Source organism: Cellulomonas sp. APG4 (genome assembly GCF_009996735.1).
Lineage (GTDB): Bacteria > Actinomycetota > Actinomycetes > Actinomycetales > Cellulomonadaceae > Actinotalea.
Map to the genome: position 1 here is coordinate 1 of NZ_JAACYI010000033.1, position 18,360 is coordinate 18,360.

At 74.8% G+C, this 18,360-nt stretch carries 17 protein-coding genes; 7 read left to right on the plus strand and 10 right to left on the minus strand.

Annotation, left to right across the window (positions count from 1 at the left end):
* Nucleotides 1-178 precede the first annotated feature (178 nt).
* Together GXB85_RS16905 and acs are read left to right on the plus strand one after the other, a co-directional pair.
* The gene (locus GXB85_RS16905) at nt 179-871 is read left to right on the plus strand and encodes a hypothetical protein (RefSeq protein WP_161918839.1); all 693 of its coding nucleotides are present in this window, start codon (nt 179-181) and stop codon (nt 869-871) included.
* A 170-nt stretch (nt 872-1,041) separates the two neighbouring features.
* Nucleotides 1,042-3,051 (plus strand): acetate--CoA ligase, encoded by a 2,010-nt coding sequence (acs, locus tag GXB85_RS16910; RefSeq protein ID WP_161918840.1) that lies wholly within the window; start codon nt 1,042-1,044, stop codon nt 3,049-3,051.
* A 51-nt stretch (nt 3,052-3,102) separates the two neighbouring features.
* On the opposite strand, the gene GXB85_RS16915 is transcribed toward acs, so the two are convergent.
* From GXB85_RS16915 to GXB85_RS16925, 3 genes are read right to left on the minus strand one after another with little or no spacing between them, the layout of a single operon-like run.
* Nucleotides 3,103-4,326, minus strand: coding sequence for an FAD-dependent monooxygenase (locus GXB85_RS16915; RefSeq protein ID WP_161918841.1), 1,224 nt, complete (start codon nt 4,324-4,326; stop codon nt 3,103-3,105).
* A gap of 1 nt (nt 4,327) precedes the next feature.
* A complete protein-coding gene (locus GXB85_RS16920; RefSeq protein ID WP_161918842.1) occupies nt 4,328-6,406 on the minus strand; it encodes an acetate--CoA ligase family protein in 2,079 nt (692 codons plus the stop codon).
* Nucleotides 6,403-7,269 carry a fumarylacetoacetate hydrolase family protein gene (locus GXB85_RS16925; protein ID WP_161918843.1) on the minus strand — a complete coding sequence of 289 codons (867 nt, stop codon included), beginning with the start codon at nt 7,267-7,269 and terminating at the stop codon, nt 6,403-6,405. The genes GXB85_RS16920 and GXB85_RS16925 overlap by 4 nt, the downstream gene beginning before the upstream one ends.
* Nucleotides 7,270-7,418: 149 nt before the next feature.
* Here GXB85_RS16925 and GXB85_RS16930 point away from each other — a divergent pair, with 149 nt between their 5' ends.
* Nucleotides 7,419-8,345: a PaaX family transcriptional regulator C-terminal domain-containing protein gene (locus tag GXB85_RS16930; protein ID WP_161918844.1), complete on the plus strand. Its 927-nt coding sequence runs from the start codon at nt 7,419-7,421 to the stop codon at nt 8,343-8,345.
* Here the strand turns inward: GXB85_RS16930 and GXB85_RS16935 are convergent.
* The 6 genes from GXB85_RS16935 to GXB85_RS16960 all read right to left on the minus strand — a co-directional run bounded on the left by GXB85_RS16935 (nt 8,332) and on the right by GXB85_RS16960 (nt 14,131).
* Entirely contained in the window at nt 8,332-8,730 is a 399-nt protein-coding gene (locus GXB85_RS16935; protein ID WP_161918845.1) for a thioesterase family protein, read from the minus strand. The two genes, GXB85_RS16930 and GXB85_RS16935, sit on opposite strands and share 14 nt — an antisense overlap.
* Before the next feature lie 8 nt (nt 8,731-8,738).
* Complete coding sequence (locus GXB85_RS16940; RefSeq protein ID WP_161918846.1) at nt 8,739-9,686, minus strand: SDR family NAD(P)-dependent oxidoreductase; 948 nt, start codon at nt 9,684-9,686, stop codon at nt 8,739-8,741.
* Entirely contained in the window at nt 9,683-10,147 is a 465-nt protein-coding gene (locus GXB85_RS16945) for a MaoC family dehydratase (protein ID WP_370524311.1), read from the minus strand. The genes GXB85_RS16940 and GXB85_RS16945 overlap by 4 nt, the downstream gene beginning before the upstream one ends.
* A gap of 85 nt (nt 10,148-10,232) precedes the next feature.
* On the minus strand, nt 10,233-11,420 hold the full coding sequence (locus GXB85_RS16950; protein ID WP_161918847.1) for a thiolase family protein: 1,188 nt from the start codon (nt 11,418-11,420) through the stop codon (nt 10,233-10,235).
* Entirely contained in the window at nt 11,417-13,162 is a 1,746-nt protein-coding gene (locus GXB85_RS16955) for an AMP-binding protein (protein ID WP_161918848.1), read from the minus strand. The genes GXB85_RS16950 and GXB85_RS16955 overlap by 4 nt, the downstream gene beginning before the upstream one ends.
* Before the next feature lie 111 nt (nt 13,163-13,273).
* Nucleotides 13,274-14,131, minus strand: a complete 858-nt coding sequence (locus tag GXB85_RS16960; protein WP_161918849.1) for a PaaX family transcriptional regulator C-terminal domain-containing protein — start codon at nt 14,129-14,131, stop codon at nt 13,274-13,276.
* Nucleotides 14,132-14,323: 192 nt separating this feature from the next.
* On the opposite strand from GXB85_RS16960, the gene GXB85_RS16965 reads away from it, so the two are divergent.
* From GXB85_RS16965 to GXB85_RS16980, 4 genes are read left to right on the plus strand one after another with little or no spacing between them, the layout of a single operon-like run.
* A complete protein-coding gene (locus GXB85_RS16965; RefSeq protein ID WP_161918850.1) occupies nt 14,324-15,316 on the plus strand; it encodes an ABC transporter substrate-binding protein in 993 nt (330 codons plus the stop codon).
* An 8-nt stretch (nt 15,317-15,324) separates the two neighbouring features.
* Nucleotides 15,325-16,239, plus strand: a complete 915-nt coding sequence (locus tag GXB85_RS16970; RefSeq protein ID WP_161918851.1) for an ABC transporter permease — start codon at nt 15,325-15,327, stop codon at nt 16,237-16,239.
* The gene (locus GXB85_RS16975; protein ID WP_161918852.1) at nt 16,236-17,021 is read left to right on the plus strand and encodes an ABC transporter permease subunit; all 786 of its coding nucleotides are present in this window, start codon (nt 16,236-16,238) and stop codon (nt 17,019-17,021) included. Before GXB85_RS16970 ends, GXB85_RS16975 begins: the two co-directional genes overlap by 4 nt.
* Entirely contained in the window at nt 17,014-17,814 is an 801-nt protein-coding gene (locus GXB85_RS16980; RefSeq protein ID WP_161918853.1) for an ABC transporter ATP-binding protein, read from the plus strand. The genes GXB85_RS16975 and GXB85_RS16980 overlap by 8 nt, the downstream gene beginning before the upstream one ends.
* Nucleotides 17,815-17,847: 33 nt before the next feature.
* On the opposite strand, the gene GXB85_RS16985 is transcribed toward GXB85_RS16980, so the two are convergent.
* Complete coding sequence (locus GXB85_RS16985; protein WP_161918854.1) at nt 17,848-18,321, minus strand: MarR family winged helix-turn-helix transcriptional regulator; 474 nt, start codon at nt 18,319-18,321, stop codon at nt 17,848-17,850.
* Between the last annotated feature and the right edge of the window lie 39 nt (nt 18,322-18,360).

The window sequence follows — 18,360 nt, forward strand, 5'->3', positions numbered from 1 at the left end:
AGCAGCTGCTCGGGCGCGTCCTCGTGGTCGTGCTCGTGGTGGGTCTGCTGCTGATCCTCCTGCGCACCGCGCGCGGCGGGGCGGGCCTCGGCGGTGGCCGACGCCCCGCGCCCCCGCCGGGCGGGGGGCCGCCGGGGGCGGTTTCCGACGGCCCGGGCGCCCGCCGGGGCGGGGGGGGGTGCGCGGGCTCGGTGGCACGGGCGCCCTCCTGTTCGTGGCGGGAGCCGGGGCGGCCGCGGGAGCCGGCGCGGCCCGCACCGCCGACGACACCTCCGCGCGACGTCGTGACCGCGGCGCCACCGACGAGCGCGACCTGCCCGAACCGCCGCCACGGCGCGGCGCCGGCCGCCACGTGCTCGGCGTGCTCGTCGGCCTCCTGCTGACGCCCGTCGCGCTGCTGCTCACGAGCATCGGCACCGCACGGCTCGCCGACGTCGCCGGGACCACCGACATGGGCACGGACACGCTCGGTCTCACGCTGCTCGTGGCCGGGCTCGTGCTGCTCGCCCTGCTCGTGCTGCTCGGTGCATGGAGCGCGGCCGTGCCGATCACCGGGGGTCTCGTCTGGGGCCTCGGCCTCGGCCTCGCCTACCTCGTCGTGCCCGGCGTCATGGAGGACACGGCCGAGCAGTGGCTCGGACGCGACCAGCCCGCGGCCGTGGAGCAGCTCGCGCAGAGCGCCATGAGCGGCCAGCTCGTGCTGATCGGCACCCTGCTGCTCGCCGCGGGGCTCGCGGCCGCCGCCGCGCGCCGCAGCGGTCGCCGTCGGGCCGAGCAGGTCGCGGCCGCCGAGGCCGCACGCGCCCAGGCCGTCGCGGGTGAGCGCGACCGCATCCGCATCGAGGCCGACCAGCGGGCTCGCCACACCTGACCCGCACGTCCGGGCCGCGGCGCCGTCGTCGGCGGGCACCTGTGACCTTCGTCGCCCCGGGGCGACGAGCCTTGTCCGGGACGTTCGTCCTGGGCCACGATGCCTACCTGCGACGCCGCCGCGCGTCCTCGCCCCGCCCGCACCGATGAAGCTGCGCAGGAGGAGATGCTGTGACCGACACGACCGGCACGACCCCGCTCGAGAACCTGTCCGCGGAGAGGCGGGCCTTCCCGCCGAGCGCCGAGTTCGCGGCCCAGGCCAACGCCCAGGCCGAGCTCTACGAGCGCGCACGGGCCGACCGCGAGGGGTTCTGGGCCGAGCAGGCCCGGTCGCTCCTGAGCTGGAGCACCGACTTCAGCGAGGTCCTCGACTGGTCCGGCGCCCCCGTCGCCCGCTGGTTCGCCGACGGCCGTCTCAACGCGTGCTACAACGCCGTCGACAGGCACGTCGAGGCCGGCCGTGGCGACCGCGTGGCGCTGCTGTTCGAGGGTGAGCCCGGGGACACGCGCGAGATCACCTACGCGCAGCTGCTCGAGGAGGTGTCCCGGGCCGCGGGCGCGCTCGAGGCCCTCGGGCTGGGCACCGGGGACCGGGTCGCGATCTACCTGCCGCTCATCCCCGAGGCCGTCGTCGCGATGCTCGCGTGCGCGCGCATCGGCGCGGTCCACTCGGTCGTGTTCGGCGGGTTCTCGGCCGAGGCGCTGCGCTCGCGCATCGACGACGCGCAGGCGACCGTGGTCATCACCGCCGACGGCGGCTACCGACGCGGCGCGCCGAGCGCCCTCAAGCCCGCCGTCGACGAGGCCGTGGGCCCCGACGACGACGGCACGCCGAGCCCCGTGCAGAAGGTCCTGGTGGTGCGCCGCACGGGTCAGGACGTCGCATGGACCGAGGGTCGCGACGTGTGGTGGCACGAGGCGCTCGAGGCCGCGCCCGCCCAGCACACCCCCGTGGACGTCGAGGCCGAGCACCCGCTGTTCATCCTCTACACCTCGGGCACGACCGGGAAGCCCAAGGGCATCTTCCACACCACCGGCGGCTACCTGACCCAGACGGCGTACACGCACCTCAACGTGTTCGACCTCAAGCCCGAGCAGGACGTCTACTGGTGCACGGCCGACATCGGCTGGGTCACCGGGCACAGCTACGTGGTCTACGGGCCGCTGGTCAACGGCGCGACCCAGGTGCTCTACGAGGGCACGCCTGACACGCCGCACAAGGGCCGCTGGTGGGAGATCGTCGCGAAGTACGGCGTCACGATCCTCTACACCGCGCCCACGGCGATCCGCACCTTCATGAAGTGGGGCGAGGACGTCCCGGGCCAGTTCGACCTGTCCTCGCTGCGCGTGCTCGGCAGCGTGGGTGAGCCCATCAACCCCGAGGCCTGGATGTGGTACCGCCGCGTGATCGGCGCCGACCGCACCCCGATCGTCGACACGTGGTGGCAGACCGAGACCGGCGCGATCATGATCTCGCCGCTCCCGGGCGTGACCGCGGCCAAGCCGGGCTCGGCGCAGGTGCCGCTGCCCGGGATCGTCGCCGAGGTCGTGGACGAGGAGGCCAAGCCCGTGCCCGACGGCGCGGGCGGGTACCTCGTGCTCTCGGAGCCGTGGCCGTCGATGCTGCGCGGGATCTGGGGTGACGAGCAGCGGTACAAGGACACGTACTGGTCGCGCTTCCCGGGCATCTACTTCGCGGGCGACGGCGCCAAGAAGGACGACGACGGCGACATCTGGCTGCTGGGCCGCGTGGACGACGTCATGAACGTCTCCGGGCACCGTCTCTCGACGGCCGAGATCGAGTCGGCCCTCGTCTCGCACCCGATGGTCGCCGAGGCCGCGGTGGTGGGCGCGAGCGACGAGACCACCGGTCAGGCCGTCGTGGCGTTCGTCATCCTGCGCGCCGAGCACCTCGACAAGGTCGACGAGGCCGGTGAGGGGGCCGACGTCGCGGCGACGCTGCGCAAGCACGTGACGAAGGAGATCGGCCCGATCGCCAAGCCGCGGACGATCCTCGTCGTCAACGAGCTGCCCAAGACCCGCTCGGGCAAGATCATGCGTCGCCTGCTGCGCGACGTGGCCGAGCACCGCGAGGTGGGCGACGTGACCACGCTGGCGGACTCGTCGGTCATGGCACTCATCGCCCAGGGCCTCGAGAAGCCCGCGGCCTCGTCCGACTGACCCGCGCACGACGGAGCCCCGGGCGGTGGTGCCCGGGGCTCCGTCGTGTCGTCAGTAGCGGTAGATCGTCTCCGCGCGGTGGACGCCGCGCGGGCCGTAGGGGGCCTTCTCGAGCCAGGTGGAGGCCTCGAGGTCAGCCGGCGCGCGCTCGGCGGCCGCGGCGATCCGGGCCGCCGTCTCGGGAGCCGGGCGCAGGTGCGCGAGAGCCTCACCCGCGGCGTCGCGGTTGAACAGTGCGGCCGAACGCCGCGCGCGGGCGAAGCGCTCGACCGCGGCCCGCTCGGCCGCGCGGTTGGTCGCCTGGCGCGCGAGCACCACGGCGATCGCGGCCGACTCGGCGTCGGGCACCCCGGAGTTGAGACCCCGCGCCCCGAACGGGGCGAAGAGGTGGGCCGCCTCCCCCACCAGCAGCACGCGACGGGCAGGGTCGGCGAAGTCGTGCGCGACGAGCTGCATGAACTGGTAGGTCGACACCCAGGTGACCGCGTCCGCGTAACCGGGCGGCAGCACCGCGTCGAGCCACCGCCGCACGCCCTCGGGCGACGCGAGCTCCTCGGGGTCGTCGCCGTCGACCAGCTGGAGGTCCACGCGGTAGCCGCCCGCGAAGGGCACCACGAGCACGTTGCGCCCGCCCACCGCCGGGTGCGCGTAGTGGAAGTGCCGCTCCTGGGGGAGGGTGGGCTGGGCGATCTCGGCGACGTCGACGACGACGTACCAGCCGTCGTCGCGCGAGCCCTCCATGCGTGCGCCGACCTGCTTGCGCACGACGGAGCGCGCGCCGTCGGCCCCGATGACGTACGCGGCGCGCCAGGTACGACTCCCGCCCGCGCGCACGGCCACGCCGTCGTCGTCGGCGACGACCTCCTCGACCGGGTTGTCCCACGCGAGCTCGACCCCGGCCGCGACCGCGCGCGCCATGAGGTAGGCCTCGATCTGGACCTGGGGCAGGCTCGTGAAGTGCGGGTAGGCGTCCGCCGGCGGGTCCGGGTAGGTCTTGGCGTAGACCTCCTTGCCCGCGTGGAACGTGCGCTGGGTGTTCCAGTAGACCCCGTGCCCGTAGAGCTCGGCACCGAGCCCGGGGCTGATCCGGTCGAGGATCTCGAGGGTGTTGCTGTGCGTGAAGATGGCCCGGCTGCCCGGGCGGCCCCGGCCCTCGGGTCCCGCCTCGAGCACGGTCACGGGAACGCCGTAGGAGCGCAGCGCGAGCGCGGCCGTGAGGCCGACGGGGCCGGCCCCGACGACGAGCACCTCACGGCTGGACGTGGTCTCGGTCATGTCACTCCTCCTGGCCTGTGGTCACGACGAGGGCGTCGAGGACGAGCGGTCCGTCCGCGGTGAGCCGCACGGGGTTGAGGTCGATCTCGCGGACGTCGGCGTGGTCCACGAGCAGGTCGCCGACGGCGCGCAGCACGTCGGCGAGCGCGGCGCGGGGCACGGGCGGCGCGCCGCGGAACCCGTCGAGCACGGTGGTCGGCAGGGCCGCGACCATCTCGGCCCCGCGCTCGGCGGACAGCGGTGCGAGCCGCAGCACGGGGTCGCCGCCGAGCTCGGCCGCGACGCCGCCGAGGGCGACCATCACCACCGGCCCGAACGCCGGGTCGCGCACGCCCCCGACGATGAGCTCGACCCCCGGCGGGGCCAGCTGCTCGACCAGGTAGCGGTGCGCCCCACCGATCGCGTCGATCGCGTCGAGGGCGAGGTCGAGGGAGGCGTGGTCGCGCACCCCGACGTGCACGCCGCCGACGTCCGACTTGTGCGTGACCGCGGCGTCGAGCACCTTGACGACGACTCCGCCGTCGGCCACGAGCTCGTCGAGCGCGGCGTGCGCCTGCGCGCGGTCGGCCGCCACGCGTCGCCGGGGTGTGGCGAGACCGGCCGTCTCGACGAGGCGCTTCGCGCCGTCCTCGTCGAGCACCGCACGGAGCGAGCGCCCGGCGGGCCGCGGCGCGGCGTCGGGCACGGCGCGACCGCGCGCGTCCGCGACGACGGCGTGCAGCCCCTGGGCGAGCGCGCCCGGGCTGGTCAGCAGCGGCACGCCGACGGCGGCGAGCTCGGTGCGCCGCCGGTCGAGCACGGCGGCCGGTCCACCGCTCGCCCACAGCACGCGCCCGGCGCCCCGCCCCGCGGCGGTAGCGGGGTCGAGCACGCCGGGTTCGTCGAGCGCGTAGACGCCCACGACGTCGACGGCCGGGTCGGCGAGCACCGCGTCGAGGACCGCCGGGAAGGTCTCCCCCGGCCGGCCCGTGTCGACCGGGTTGCTCTGGTAGGTCAGCGGGGGGAGCAGGGTGTCGAGCCGCGCGCGCGTGGCGTCACCGAGCGCGGGCAGCCGCACGCCCCGGGTGCCGAGCGCGTCGGCGACGACGAGGCCCGGCCCGGCCTGGCCGGTGAGCACCGCGGCCCCGGGATCGGCCGTGGGTGGCAACCGCACCCCGGTCAGGGCCGCGACCGCGGCGACCAGCTCGTCGAGGCCGTCGACCACCACCGCACCGGCCTGCCCGAGGGCCGCACACGTGACGGCCCACGACCCCGCCATCGCACCCGTGTGCGAGCGCGCGAAGTCGGAGACGTCGGTGCGGCCCACGCAGAACGCGACGACCGGCTTGCGGGCCGTGGCGCGTCGCACGGCCGCGACCAGCCGCTCACCGTCCTCGACCGCCTCGACGTGCAGCGCGACCACGCGGGTCGCGTCGTCGTCCGCGAGGAAGTCGAGCACGTCGGCGAAGCCCACGTCGACGGCGTTGCCGAGGCCCGCGCCGAGCCGCAGCCCGAGGCCGGACTGGGCGAGCAGGAACGCGATCGCGAGGTTCACACCGCCCGACTGCGCGACGACCCCGACCTCGCCCGGGAGCAGCTCGACGACGGCGGGCATGAAGTTCGCCGTCGTGCGGTCCACGGGGTTCATGAAGCCCGAGGTGTTCGGGCCCAGCAGCCGGATGCCGCCGTCGCGGGCGACCGCCGCGGCCTCGGCCTGGAGGCGAGCTCCCGCGGGACCGCTCTCGGCGAAGCCACCCGCGCACACCACGGCGGCGCGCACGCCCGCGGCGGCGGCGTCCGCGAGCGCGGCGGGCACCACGTCGGGCGGGACGACGAGCACCGCGAGGTCCGTCCCGGGCACGTCACGCAGGCTCGGGACCGCACGCCGGCCGAGGATCTCGCCGCCGCGCGGGTTGACGGGGTGCAGGGGCCCGGGGAAGCCGGCGAGCGACTGGACCATCGCGTGGCCCGCCTTGCCCTCGCGGGCCGAGGCGCCGACGACGGCGATGCTCGCGGGGCGGAAGAGCGGCCGCAGCGCGTGCTCCGCGGTCGGCACGGCGCCGGGTCCCGCCGCGAGGTCCGCGCGGCCGACGGCGCTCATCGGCTCCCCGGCCGGTCGGCGTACGCGACGGCCTCGGCGCCCGAGACGGTCACCTCGAGCCGGCCGAGCCGGTCGATCTCCAGCACCACCCGGTCGCCGTCGTGCAGCGGACCGACGCCGGCGGGGGTTCCGGTCGCGATGAGGTCACCCGGTTCGAGGGGCATCACGTGGCTCGCGTAGGCGACGAGCTGCGCGACGCCGTAGACGAGCTCCGAGGTCGAGGTCTCCTGGCGCAGCTCGTCGCCGACCCAGCAGCGCAGGCCCAGCGCGCCGGGATCGCCCACCTCGTCGGCCGTGGTGACCCACGGACCCGTCGGCGTGAACGTCGGGAACGACTTGCGGGTCGAGCGGTCCTCGGTCGAGCGGACGGTCACGTCGAGCAGCGGCACGTACCCGAAGACGTGCTCGAGGGCGCGCTCGGCCGGCACCTGCCACGCCGTCGTCCCGACGACGACCCCCAGCTCGCCCTCCTGGTGCACGGGCACGTCGCGGTAGGGCAGCCGCACCGGGCGGTCGGGCCCGCTCACCGATGACGGCGCCTTGAGGAACACGCCGTACTCGGCGATCGTGCGCTGCTCGCCCATCTCGACCTTGTGGTCGAGGTAGTTCACCGGCGCCCCCACGACCTTCCCGGGGTGCGGCACGGGCGCGCCGAGCGCGGTCCCTGCCAGCGACCGGGCGGGCAGCGAGTCCAGGTCGAGCGCCGCGAGCGCCTCGTGCGCCGCATGCCCTCCGCCGCGGGACAGCAGCTCGCGCAGGCCGCCCTGGGGGCCGACGCCGAGCCCGAGCGCTCCGGTCACGTCGACCAGCAGGTCGTCGTGCACCACGTGGACGCGCCCGTCGGGCGTGCTGGCAAGCCTCATCGTCGACGACTCCCCGACTCGATCGGTGTGTGACATGACTATCGACGCACGCACTAGTATGTGTCAAGAATTGCACGTTGCGCCTGCCCGTCCGGCCGGGCAGGCTGGCGCTCCGCCGTCGACGCGGACGGCGCGGAGAGGGGTGGGCCATGGCAGCTGCGGCAGGACGCGGGCCGGAACGCTCCGGCCGCCGCGCGGCGTCGCCGCGCACCCGGCAGGGCTCACCACCCAGCCTGCTGCTCACGCTGCTGGGCGACTACTGGTGGGGGCAGACCGAGCCGCTGCCCTCGGCCGCACTCGTCGAGCTGCTCGCCGACTTCGGGGTGAGCGACGTCGCGGCCCGGGCGGCGCTCAGCCGCATGGTCAAGCACGGCCTGCTCACCTCGACGCGAGAGGGACGCCACACCTTCTACGCGATGTCCGCCCGGGGGCAGGACGTCATGCGGCGCGGCGCCGTGCGCATCGTCGACTTCGGCCGCACCCGGCCGGACGACTGGGACGGCCGCTGGAGCCTCGTCGCGTTCTCGGTGCCCGAGGCGAACCGCTCGGTGCGCGAGGCCCTGCGCACACGCCTGCGCTGGCTCGGCTTCGCGCCGCTCTACGACGCGCTCTGGCTCTCACCGCACGCACGCCACGACCAGGCGCTCGCCGAGCTCGCCGACCTGGGCGTCACCAACGCGACGGCGTTCGTCGCGACGTCGCCCGACCTCCCGGGCACGGCGGTCCCCCCGCAGTCCGCCTGGGACCTCACCGGGCTGGTCGAGCGCTACCGCGCCTTCGTGGACGAGTGGCGGCCCACGCACGCGGCCCTCGGCAAGGGCGCGATCCCACCCGTCGACGCCCTCGTGCGGCGCACCGAGCTGATGGACGCGTGGCGCGCGTTCCCGGGTCTGGACCCCGACCTCCCGGGGCGGCTGCTGCCCGCCGACTGGCCCCGGCCCGAGGCGCGCGAGCTGTTCCTCGACACCTACGAGCAGCTCGGCGCGCCGGCCTCGGTGCGCGTGCGCCAGGTGGTCGCCGAGCACGCGCCCGAGCTGGCCGACCGCGTGGCGCCCTTCCTGATCACCCGGGACTGAGCGACGACCGCAGCCCCGCGGGCACCGGGCGCGGACGGTCGTCGTCGCCCACGTGCACGCACGTCGTGCTGCCGACGACGCACACGTGACCGTCGCGCAGCACGCGCCACGCCCATGTGACCGAGGTGCGCCCGACGGCGGTCGCCGAGATCTCCACCTCGACGACGTCGCCGAACCGCAGCGGGGCGAGGAACTCGACCTCGACCCTGCGCCTCGGGAAGCTCGTGAGGTCCGCCCAGCCGACGGCCCGCAGCAGGCCGTGCTCGGCCCGCTCGGCCCAGCGCAGCGCCGCCGTGTGGTGGATGCGCCCGCCCGCGTCCGTGTCGACGAACTCGACGCGGACGCGCTCGACATGACCCCGCCCCGCGGGACCGGTCGCGGTCATCGCGCGCCTCAGCCGGCCGGGTCGAGCGGGGGCAGCGCGATCCCGCTCGGCTGGTGGTGCGGTGCGAACCGCGTCGGCCAGGTCTCGGCGACCTGCTCGGCGGTCCAGCCGCCGTCGGCGTACGCGACCTCGACCTCCTGCGGCACGGACCAGAGCGAGAGCTTGTCCCCGCCCACGCCGATCACCTGACCCGTGACCTCGGCCGCGGCCTGCGACGCGAGCCACACGACCACGGGCGAGACGTCCTCGGGGCCGCCGAGGGCGTGGTCCCGGCGCACCGTGGGCGACAGCGGCTCGCCCCGGCCGAAGGCCTCGGCGACCTCGGCGTACACGGGGATGGTCGCCGTCATCGCGGTGATCGCCGTGGGGACGATCGCGTTGACCGTGACCCCCGCCCGCGCGAGCTCGAGGGACCAGGTGCGGGCCATCGCGACGATGCCGGCCTTGACCGCCGCGTAGGTCGTCTGGCCGAAGTTCCCGTGCTGCCCCGCGGGCGAGCCGACCGCGACGATGCGCCCGCCGCGCCCGGCCTCGCGCATGTGCACCGCGGCCGCGCGGGCGGTGGTGAAGGTGCCCCGCAGGTGCGTCTGCACCACGAGGTCGAAGTCCTCGTCCGAGGTCTTCCACAGCACGCGGTCGCGCAGCACGCCCGCGTTCGTCACCAGCACGTCGAGCCCGCCGAACCGCTCGACCGCCGTCGCGACGAGCTCGTCGGCGGTCTCGGTGGGCCCCACCGGGGCCACGACCGCCACCGCGCGCCCGCCCGCGGTCTCGATCCCCGCGACGGCCTCGGCCGCGGCGTCGGCGTCGACGTCGTTGACCACGACGGCGGCGCCCGCAGCCGCGAGCGCACGGGCGTGAGCGAGACCGAGGCCGCGCCCGCTGCCGGTGACGACGGCGACCTTGTCGGTCAGGTCGACCGCCGCGGACGTACCCGTGGGCGTGGTGGCGCTCATGCGTAGTACCTCACGACCATGACGGCCACGACGGCGGGCTTGGCCTGCCCCTCGGCCTCGACGGTGTTCTCGTACACGGCCTGGTGGCCGCCCGGCACGTCGGTCACCTCGGCGAGCCGTGACGTGACGCGGATGCGCGAGCCCACGCGCACGGGAGCCGGGAAGCGCAGACGGTCGAGCCCGTAGTTGATCCCCGTGCCCACGCCGGTGACCTCGAGGATCTCGGCCATGAGCGGGACGACGAGCGCGAGCGTGAGGTAGCCGTGGGCGATCGTGCCGCCGAACGGCGTCGAGGCCGCGAACGCGTCGTCGAGGTGGACGGGGTTGTGGTCGCCCGTCAGGTCGGCGAACCGGTTCACCTCGTCCTGGGTCACCTCCCGCCACGACGACGGGCCGAAGGTGGTGCCGACGTGGCTCGTCAGCTCGGCGAGCGGGACGGTGGTGCGGGTGGGTGCTGTCACGGGAGGCCTCTCGGTTCGTGTCTCGTGGTCGGCAGGTCCGGGTGGTCGACGGGTCAGGTGGGCGGACGGTCAGGTGGGTGGGCGGTCAGGAGACGCGGACGACGACGGCGCCCGCGGCGTCGCCGGCGGCGCAGCCCGTGAACAGGCCCACGCCGCCGCCGCGTGCGTGCAGGGCGTGGACCAGCTCGGTCAGGGCGCGCGCGCCGGTCGGGCCCTGCGGGTGGCCGTAGACGAGCGAGGACCCGTAGGGGTTCATCCGCTCGAGCGGGTAGCCCGTCCGGTCGGCGAACCACAGGTCGTTCACCGCGAACGGGTTGTGCGTCGTCACGACGTCGACGTCACCGATCTCGAGGTCCGCGTCGGCGAGCGCCCGCAGCGCGGCACCCACGGGCGCCTTGGGCATGTAGGCGGGCTCGGCCCGCCCGAACCCCGTCGAGAGGATCTGCGCGGTCACGCCGTCACGCCCCAGCTCGCGCGCACGATCGGCCGAGGCCACGACGACGCCCGCGCACCCGTCCGCCGGGTGCGTCTGGGCACCGTGGGTCACGACGCCACCCGGCCGTACCGGCGAGAGCCGGGCGAGACCCTCGGCGGTCGACGCGTGGACGCCGTGATCCGCCTCGAGCCAGTCCTCACCCTTCCGGCGCGGGATCCGCACCGGGACCATGTACTCGCGCTGCACGGCGCGGTCGTCCGCGAGCGCGCTGCGGTACTGCTCGTACCGCATCAGGGTGACCTCGTCGACCTGCGCACGCGTGTAGCCGCCGTCGGCCGCGGTGTTCTCGGCGGTGTCGTTCATGCTCTGCCCGGTGGTCGGGTCGAGCTTCATGGGGTCGAGCACCCAGTGCTCGGTGACGGGCGCCCCGCCCGGGCCGGCTGCGCTGCTCCACGCCATGAGCGGACCGTTGCTCGTGCGGTCGGTGACCACCCCGATCGTGGTCGCGTGCGCACCGAGCTCGACCTGGGTGGCGAGGTGCTCGACGACGGCGGCGGACGTGGCGCACGCCCGCGCGATCCACGGGCCGCCGTGCGCCCCTGCACCCAGGCGGCGCGACAGGCCCATGACCCCGTAGAAGCCGTGCTTCTGCGGCACGGTGCAGCCCAACGTCCACTCGGTGATCTCCTCGGCTGCCAGGCCCCTGTCGGCCAGGGCACGCCCGGTGACGTCGACCGCGAGGTCGAGGCTGTTGAGCTCGGCGAGCGGGCCCTGCCAGCGCGCGAACGGGGACGTCCAGCTGAAGCCGAAGGGGATGTGGGCCTGCGTGAACCTCATCGCGCACCTCTCGGGGACGGGTCGTCGGACGGGACCGGGACGAGTGGCGCCGGGGCCCCCACGGGCGGGGCGGACGGCGCGGGAGCAGTGGCGCCCGGCACCGGGGACGTGAGCAGGTCGCGCACGCGCGCCCGCAGCCCGCGCATGTCGAGCTTCCCGCTCGGGCTGCGTTCGAGCCGGTCCACCACGAGCACGTGGCGCGGCTTCTTGTACCCCGCGAGGCGCGCGCCCACCGCGGCCCGCAGCTCCTCGGGTTCCACGGTCGCCCCGGGCTCGGGCACCACGACGGCGGTCACGACCTCGCCCCAGCGCTCGTCGGGCAGACCCACCACCACCGCGTCGGCGACGCCGTCCACGGCGAGCAGGACCTCCTCGACCTCGGCCGGGTAGACCTTCTCCCCACCCGTGTTGATGACCCCCGAGCCACGGCCGAGCATCTCGACGTAGCCGTCGCCGAGCACGCGGACGTGGTCGCCGGGCACCACGTGCCGCACGCCGCGGATGGTCGGGTAGACCTCGGCAGTCCGCGCGGGGTCCTCGTGGTAGCCGAGCGGCATCTGACCGCGGTAGGCGAGCACGCCCGTCGCGCCCGTGACGTCCTGGACCTCGGTGCGGTCGGGGCCGAGCACCACGGCGCCGGGGGCCAGCCGCGGGCGGCACGGGAGGTCCTGCGGCCCGCGCACCACGCCGTAGGCGAAGGGGCCGCCCTCGCTCGCGCCCACGATGTCGATCAGGGTCGCGTGCGGGGCGAACGTCAGGAGCCTGCGCTTGAGGTCGTCCGACCAGGTCATCCCCGAGCTCAGCACGGTGCCCAGGGCGCTGACGTCGGGCCGCGGTCCCACGGCGTGCTCGAGCGCCTCGACGAGCGGGCCGACGACGGCGTTGCCCGCCACGATGAGCCGGGTCACGCCGTGCGTCTCGATCGCCTCGAGCGCGCCGCGGGGGTCGAGCCGCGCCGAGGGGAGGAAGACCACGGTCCCGCCGAGCACGACGGCGTTCATCACGTTGAAGAGCGCGGTCGCGTGCATCATCGGCGGCAGCGGCAGGCACACGGTGCGCGGCAGGTCCTCGCGCGCGGCGATCCGCGTGACCTCCTCGAGCGTGCGCGGCGGGGTGACGGGCAGCGAGCCGTAGATCGAGAACTGCTGCGAGTCGAACAGGTTCCCGTGGGTCCACACGACGGCCTTGGGTCGCCCCGTGGTGCCTCCCGTGAACATGAAGATCTTGCGCTCGGGCCCCTGGTCGCGCGGCGGGAGGGGCTCGGCGGTGAGCGCGTCCGCGAACGGACGGCCCGGCTCGAGCGGGCCGTCGTCGTCGGGCACCGCGAGCACGAGGCCCGGCAGGGCCGTCCGACGCGAGGCGTCCAGGACGGCGGCGCGCAGGCTCGTGGGGTGCACGAGGGCCTCGGGTCGTGAGAGCTCGAGCAGCTCGGCGAGCTCGGTCCCGCCGTAGCGGAAGTTGATGTTGACCGGGATCGCGCCGACCTTGTAGGCCGCGTACAGCGTGACCAGGTACTCGGGCCGGTTGTACATGAAGACCGCGACGCGCGAGTCGGGGCCCAGGCCGTGCGCGACGAGCGTCGTCGCGAGTCTCGCGGCGGCGGCCTCGAGCTCCCGGTAGGTCATGGTCCGGCCCGCCGCCACGATCGCGGTGCGATCGGGCACCGCCTCGGCGACGGCGTCCCACACGGTCGCGTAGTTGGCGCTGCCCAGGTCGCCGTCGGGCACGACGCGGTCTGGCACGGGGCCCACCTCCTCGTGACGATCCCGTGCCCGCATGGTGGCCCCGGACACGGCTCGACGTCAAGCAAAATCCTGACGACCGTCACGAAGAAGTAGAGAAAGACTGGCCACTCAGGGCCTCAGGACGCGCGCGACCTCGGCCCTCGCCGCACGCGCGAGCGGCTCGTGGCGCTGCCGGAACACCTCGACGGACGTGCGCGACGGCCAGCCGTCGCCCAGGTGGGCGAGCGGGAGCCGGGGCACCGCGCGCAGCAGCGCGAGCCAGTCGGCCACGAGCGCCGTGACCTCACGCACCGCGCGCGTCCCGTCGGGTGGGCCGTCGGAGCCCGCCGGGTCCGGCGCGACCGCACCCCACCGCGCCTGGAACTCGAGGTGCCGCGCGCGGATGTCGTCGAGGCGCCACGCGCCCTCGACCGCCGCCGCGACAGAGAAGCCGTCCACCTCCACGGCCCGGAAGGCCACGAGGTCCACCTCGGAGTCGTGGGCGAACTCGCCCAGCACGTCCGTGAGGTCGACCTCGCCGGGCGCGATCCACAGCCCGTCGCGCAGCAGCCCGAAGCCCGCCCACGAGAGCTGGGCACGCACCCGGTGGCGCAGGTCACGCCGCGCCTCGGGCACGCTGAACGTCACGAGCGTCCAGCCCTCGCCGTCCGGGGCGAACGGGTCGCGCGCGAAGATGCGGCCGTGTGCGTCGCGCAGCACCCGCTCGCTGGTCGGGGTCAGCAGGTAGCCGACGGAGCGGCCCGCGCGCACCGGCGCGAGCAGGTCCCGACGCACCATCCGGGCGAGGGCCGCGCGGGTCGCGGGCTCGCCCGCGCCGAGGGGCCCCAGCAGGTCGACGAGGAACGCCGTCGGGACCGGGCCCAGGTCACGGTCGAGCACGAGCTCGCCGAGGAACGCCAGCAGCAGCTGCTCGGGCCGACGGGGCGGGCCCGGCGGCACGGGATCCCCGGACGACCGCGGCGACATGCGCGGGAGTATGGCACGCGGCGCGAGGCCCACCCTGGCCTCCGCGGTCGGCCGATCGGCGCCCGACCATTGACACGCATGACATTTCAGAAGCACGATGGCGCATCTAGTGTCATGCATTGCAGCTCGTGCCCGGCGGCACCGTGCCGCCACCCCGCATCCTCGACATTCAACGGAGAATTGAGGACCCCCATGAACCGACGGAACGCCTTCGTGGCAGCGCTCGTCGCGTCGCTGTCGCTCGGCCTCGCGGCATGCTCCTCCGAGGCCCCCGCCGACGAGCCCGACGACGCGAGCCCCGGCACGGAGCAGGAGGACGACGCCCCTCGCCCCGTGACGATCGGCGCGCTGAGCATCAGCGAGACGGCCCCCCTGTGGGCGGCCGTCGAGGAGGGCATCTTCGCCGACGCCGGCCTCGACGTGACCGTGCAGCCCATCCAGGGCGGTGCCCAGGCCATGCCCGCGCTCATCAACGGCGACGTGGACTTCTCGATCGGCCAGCCCTTCGGCGCGATGCGCGCGAGCCTCCAGGGGCTCGACGTCGCGATCATCGCCAACTACGCGTCGAGCTACGCCGAGGGTGACGACATCAACGCCGTGGTCTCGGCGCCCGGCAGCGACATCTCCTCGCCCGCCGACCTCGCGGGCAAGCGCGTCGCGGTCAACTCGATCGGTGCCGCCGGCGACCTGACGATCTCGGCCGCGGTCGAGGCGGACGGCGGCGACGCGAGCACCATCGAGTACGTCGAGGTCAACTTCCCGGACGCCCGCGCGCAGCTCGAGGCCGGCAACATCGACGCCGCCTGGGTGCCCGAGCCGTTCGTGTCGATGATCGTGGGCGCGGGCGGAGAGGTGGTCGTGTACCCCTACCAGGCCGTGCTGCCGGGGCTGCCGACCCTCGTCGTGCAGGCCACGGGCGAGACCGTCGCCGGGAACGCGGACCTCGTCGCAGACATGCGCACCGCGCTCGCCGAGGCCTTCGCCTGGGCTGCGGAGAACGACGACGCCGTGCGTCAGGCGCTGGTCGACGAGCTCGAGCTCCCCGAGGAGGCCGCCGCGAACCTGCCGCTGCCCGAGTTCACGACCGAGCTCGACACCGACGTCCTCCAGGACCTGGCCGACCTCGGGGTCGAGCGCGGCTACTTCGAGTCGGCGCCCGACCTGGGCGCGCTCATCGTCGAGTGACCACCCCGATGACGACCGTCCCCGGACCCGGCAGCCACCGCGGCGCCGGGCCCGGGGGCGTCGCCGACGACCACCCGCGGCCCGGTCGGCACGGCGCGGGCGGCACCTCCGCGACGGCACCCGCGCCGGCCGTCCCCGGCCGCCGTCGGCGCTCGTGGCGCCGCACGGGTCTCGGCGCGCTCGGCGTGCTCGGCTTCGCCGCGACGTGGGAGCTCGTCGCGCGCGCCGAGCTCGTGAACCCCGAGTACCTCCCGCCGATCACCACGACGCTCGCGCGCCTGGTCGCCGAGCTCGGCGAGACGCGGTTCTGGTCGGCCCTCGGGGACACCGTCGTCACCTGGGCCCTGGGCCTCGGCCTCGCGCTCGGGGCCGCGCTCGTGCTCGGCACGGTCATCGGACTCGTCCCGTTCCTGCGCCGCGCGACCCACACGACGATCGAGTTCCTGCGCCCCATCCCGTCGGTCGCGATCATCCCCCTCGCGGTGCTGCTCGCCGGCCTGTCGCGTGAGGCGGCGCTGATCGTCGTGGTCTACGCGCCCTTCTGGCAGGTGCTCATCCAGGTGCTCTACGGCATCGCGGACGTGGACGCCGTCGCGCGGGACACCGCGCGCAGCTTCGGCCTGGGCCGCCGGCACCGGCTGCGGCACCTCGTGCTCCCCACCGCGCTCCCCTACGTCATCACCGGGTTCCGCCTCGCGGCGTCCATCGCACTCGTGCTGACGATCACCGCCGAGCTCGTCATCGGCAACCCCGGGATCGGCCGGCAGATCGACCTCCTGCGCTCGGCTCCCGACGCCCCCGGCCTGTACGCGATGGTGCTGGTCACCGGTGCGCTCGGCCTCGCGGTGAACCTCGGCACGCGCGCGGTCGAGCGCAGGGCCCTGCACTGGCACCCGTCGGTCCGCAGGGAGGTCCCCCAGTGACCGCGGTGCGCCGCTACGCCGTCTCGGCCGCGTTCGCCGTCGGGCTCCCCGTGCTGCTCGTGCTCGGGTGGGCCGTCGTGACGCAGGGCTCGACCAACCTCTACCTGCCCTCGCCGGTGCGCGTGGGCCAGGCGTTCGTCGACACGTGGCTCGACCCGACGACCCTCACGCGTGACGTGCTGCCGAGCCTCGGCCGCTTCGCCGTCGGCGTGCTGATCTCGATCGTCGTCGGCGTGGTCGCGGGAACCGTGATCGGGTCGACGCCCTGGCTGCGCGCCCTGCTCGAGCCGATGCTCGAGTTCTTCCGCGCGATCCCACCGGTGGTCCTCGTGCCGGTCCTCATGCTCCTCATGGGCATCGGTGACGGCATGAAGCTCGCGGTGATCGTCTCGGGGAGCGTGTGGCCGGTGCTGCTCAACACCGTCGAGGGCGTGCGGGCGATGGACCCCGTGCTCGCCGACACCTCGCGCTCGTACCGGATCCGGGGCGCCCTCGCCTACCGGTTCTTCGTGCTCCCCGCGGCGAGCCCTCAGATCATGGCCGGCGTGCGGCTCACGCTCTCGATCGGCCTGATCCTCATGGTGATCTCCGAGATGTTCGCGTCGTCCTCGGGCCTCGGGTACCAGATCGTCTTCTTCCAGCGGCAGTACATGATCGCCGAGATGTGGAGCGGCACCGTGCTGCTCGGCCTCGTCGGCGTGGTCGTCGCCGCCGTGTTCCACCTCGTCGAACGACGAGTCCTGCACTGGCACCACGGATCGAGAGAGGTGGAACGTGGCTGACCGCACCGCGCTGCTGTCCGTCCGCGACCTGCGGAAGACCTACCCGAGCGCCACGGGACCCGTCGAGGCGATCGGCTCGGTCGGCTTCGACGTTCGCCCCGGCGAGCTCGTCTGCATCGTCGGCCCCTCGGGCTGCGGCAAGACGACGCTGCTCAAGTGCATCTCGGGGCTGCTGCCGCCGAGCGCGGGCGAGGTCACCCTCGACGGCGCCGTCGTCACCGCACCCCCGCGCACCATGGCCGTCGTCTTCCAGGAGTACGGCCGCAGCCTCTACCCGTGGCTCACGGTGGGCGACAACGTGGCGCTCCCGCTCCGTGCCCGGGGCGTCGGACGGGCCGAGCGCCAGCGCGCCGTCGAGCACGCGCTCGAGGAGGTGGGCCTCGCTCAGGCCGCCCGCAAGTACCCGTGGCAGCTCTCGGGCGGCATGCAGCAGCGCGTCGCGATCGCGCGCGCGGTCGCGTACCGGCCCGAGGTGCTGGTCATGGACGAGCCGTTCGCCGCCGTCGACGCCCAGACCCGGGCGGACCTCGAGGACCTCGTCCGCCGCGTGTGGAAGGACCTCGGGGTCACCGTGCTCTTCGTGACCCACGACATCGACGAGTCGGTCTACCTCGGCGAGCGCGTCCTGGTGCTCTCGGCATCGCCCACCGTGGTGCAGGAGGACCTCGCGATCGACCTCCCGGCCGAGCGCGACCAGCTCACCACGCGTGCCCTGCCGCGGTTCACCGAGCTGCGCACGCACGTCTACGAGCAGATCCAGGCGGCGAAGCGGGGAGAGGCAGCCGTCCGCTGAGCCGCTGACGGCGGGCGGTCCCGGAGGCCGCGATCAGGCCTGGTCGACGGGTCCGCGCGGCGCCGTGCGCAGCACGAGGGTGAGCAGGCGCTGGAGCTCGGTGCGCTCGGCCGGGGAGAGCGCCGCGGTGAGCACCTCGTCGACGCGCGCCGCGGCCCGGGCCGTCTCGCGCAGCACGCGGCGACCCTCGTCGGTGAGCCGCACCGCATTGCGGCGCCGATCGCCGTCGACCCTCGCCCGGGCGGCGAGTCCGCGGGACTCGAGCCGTGCGACGAGTCCGGCGACGGTCGACCTGTCGAGGTCGAGGACGTCACCGAGCTCGCGCTGGCTCACCTCACCCCGCCCCGCGAGCACGTTGAGGACGCCGAACTGGACGTTGGTCAGCCGTGCGCCGACCTCCTGGGCCCAGGTCGCGAGGTGCGCCTGCTGCGTGCGCCGCACCAGGAAGCCCGTGTGGCGACTCAGGTCGAGCGGCACCCCCGGGACGGGCACCTCGGGATCGGTCACCGCCCCATCCTGGCCGAGCCGGCAGGCGCCGTGCACGGG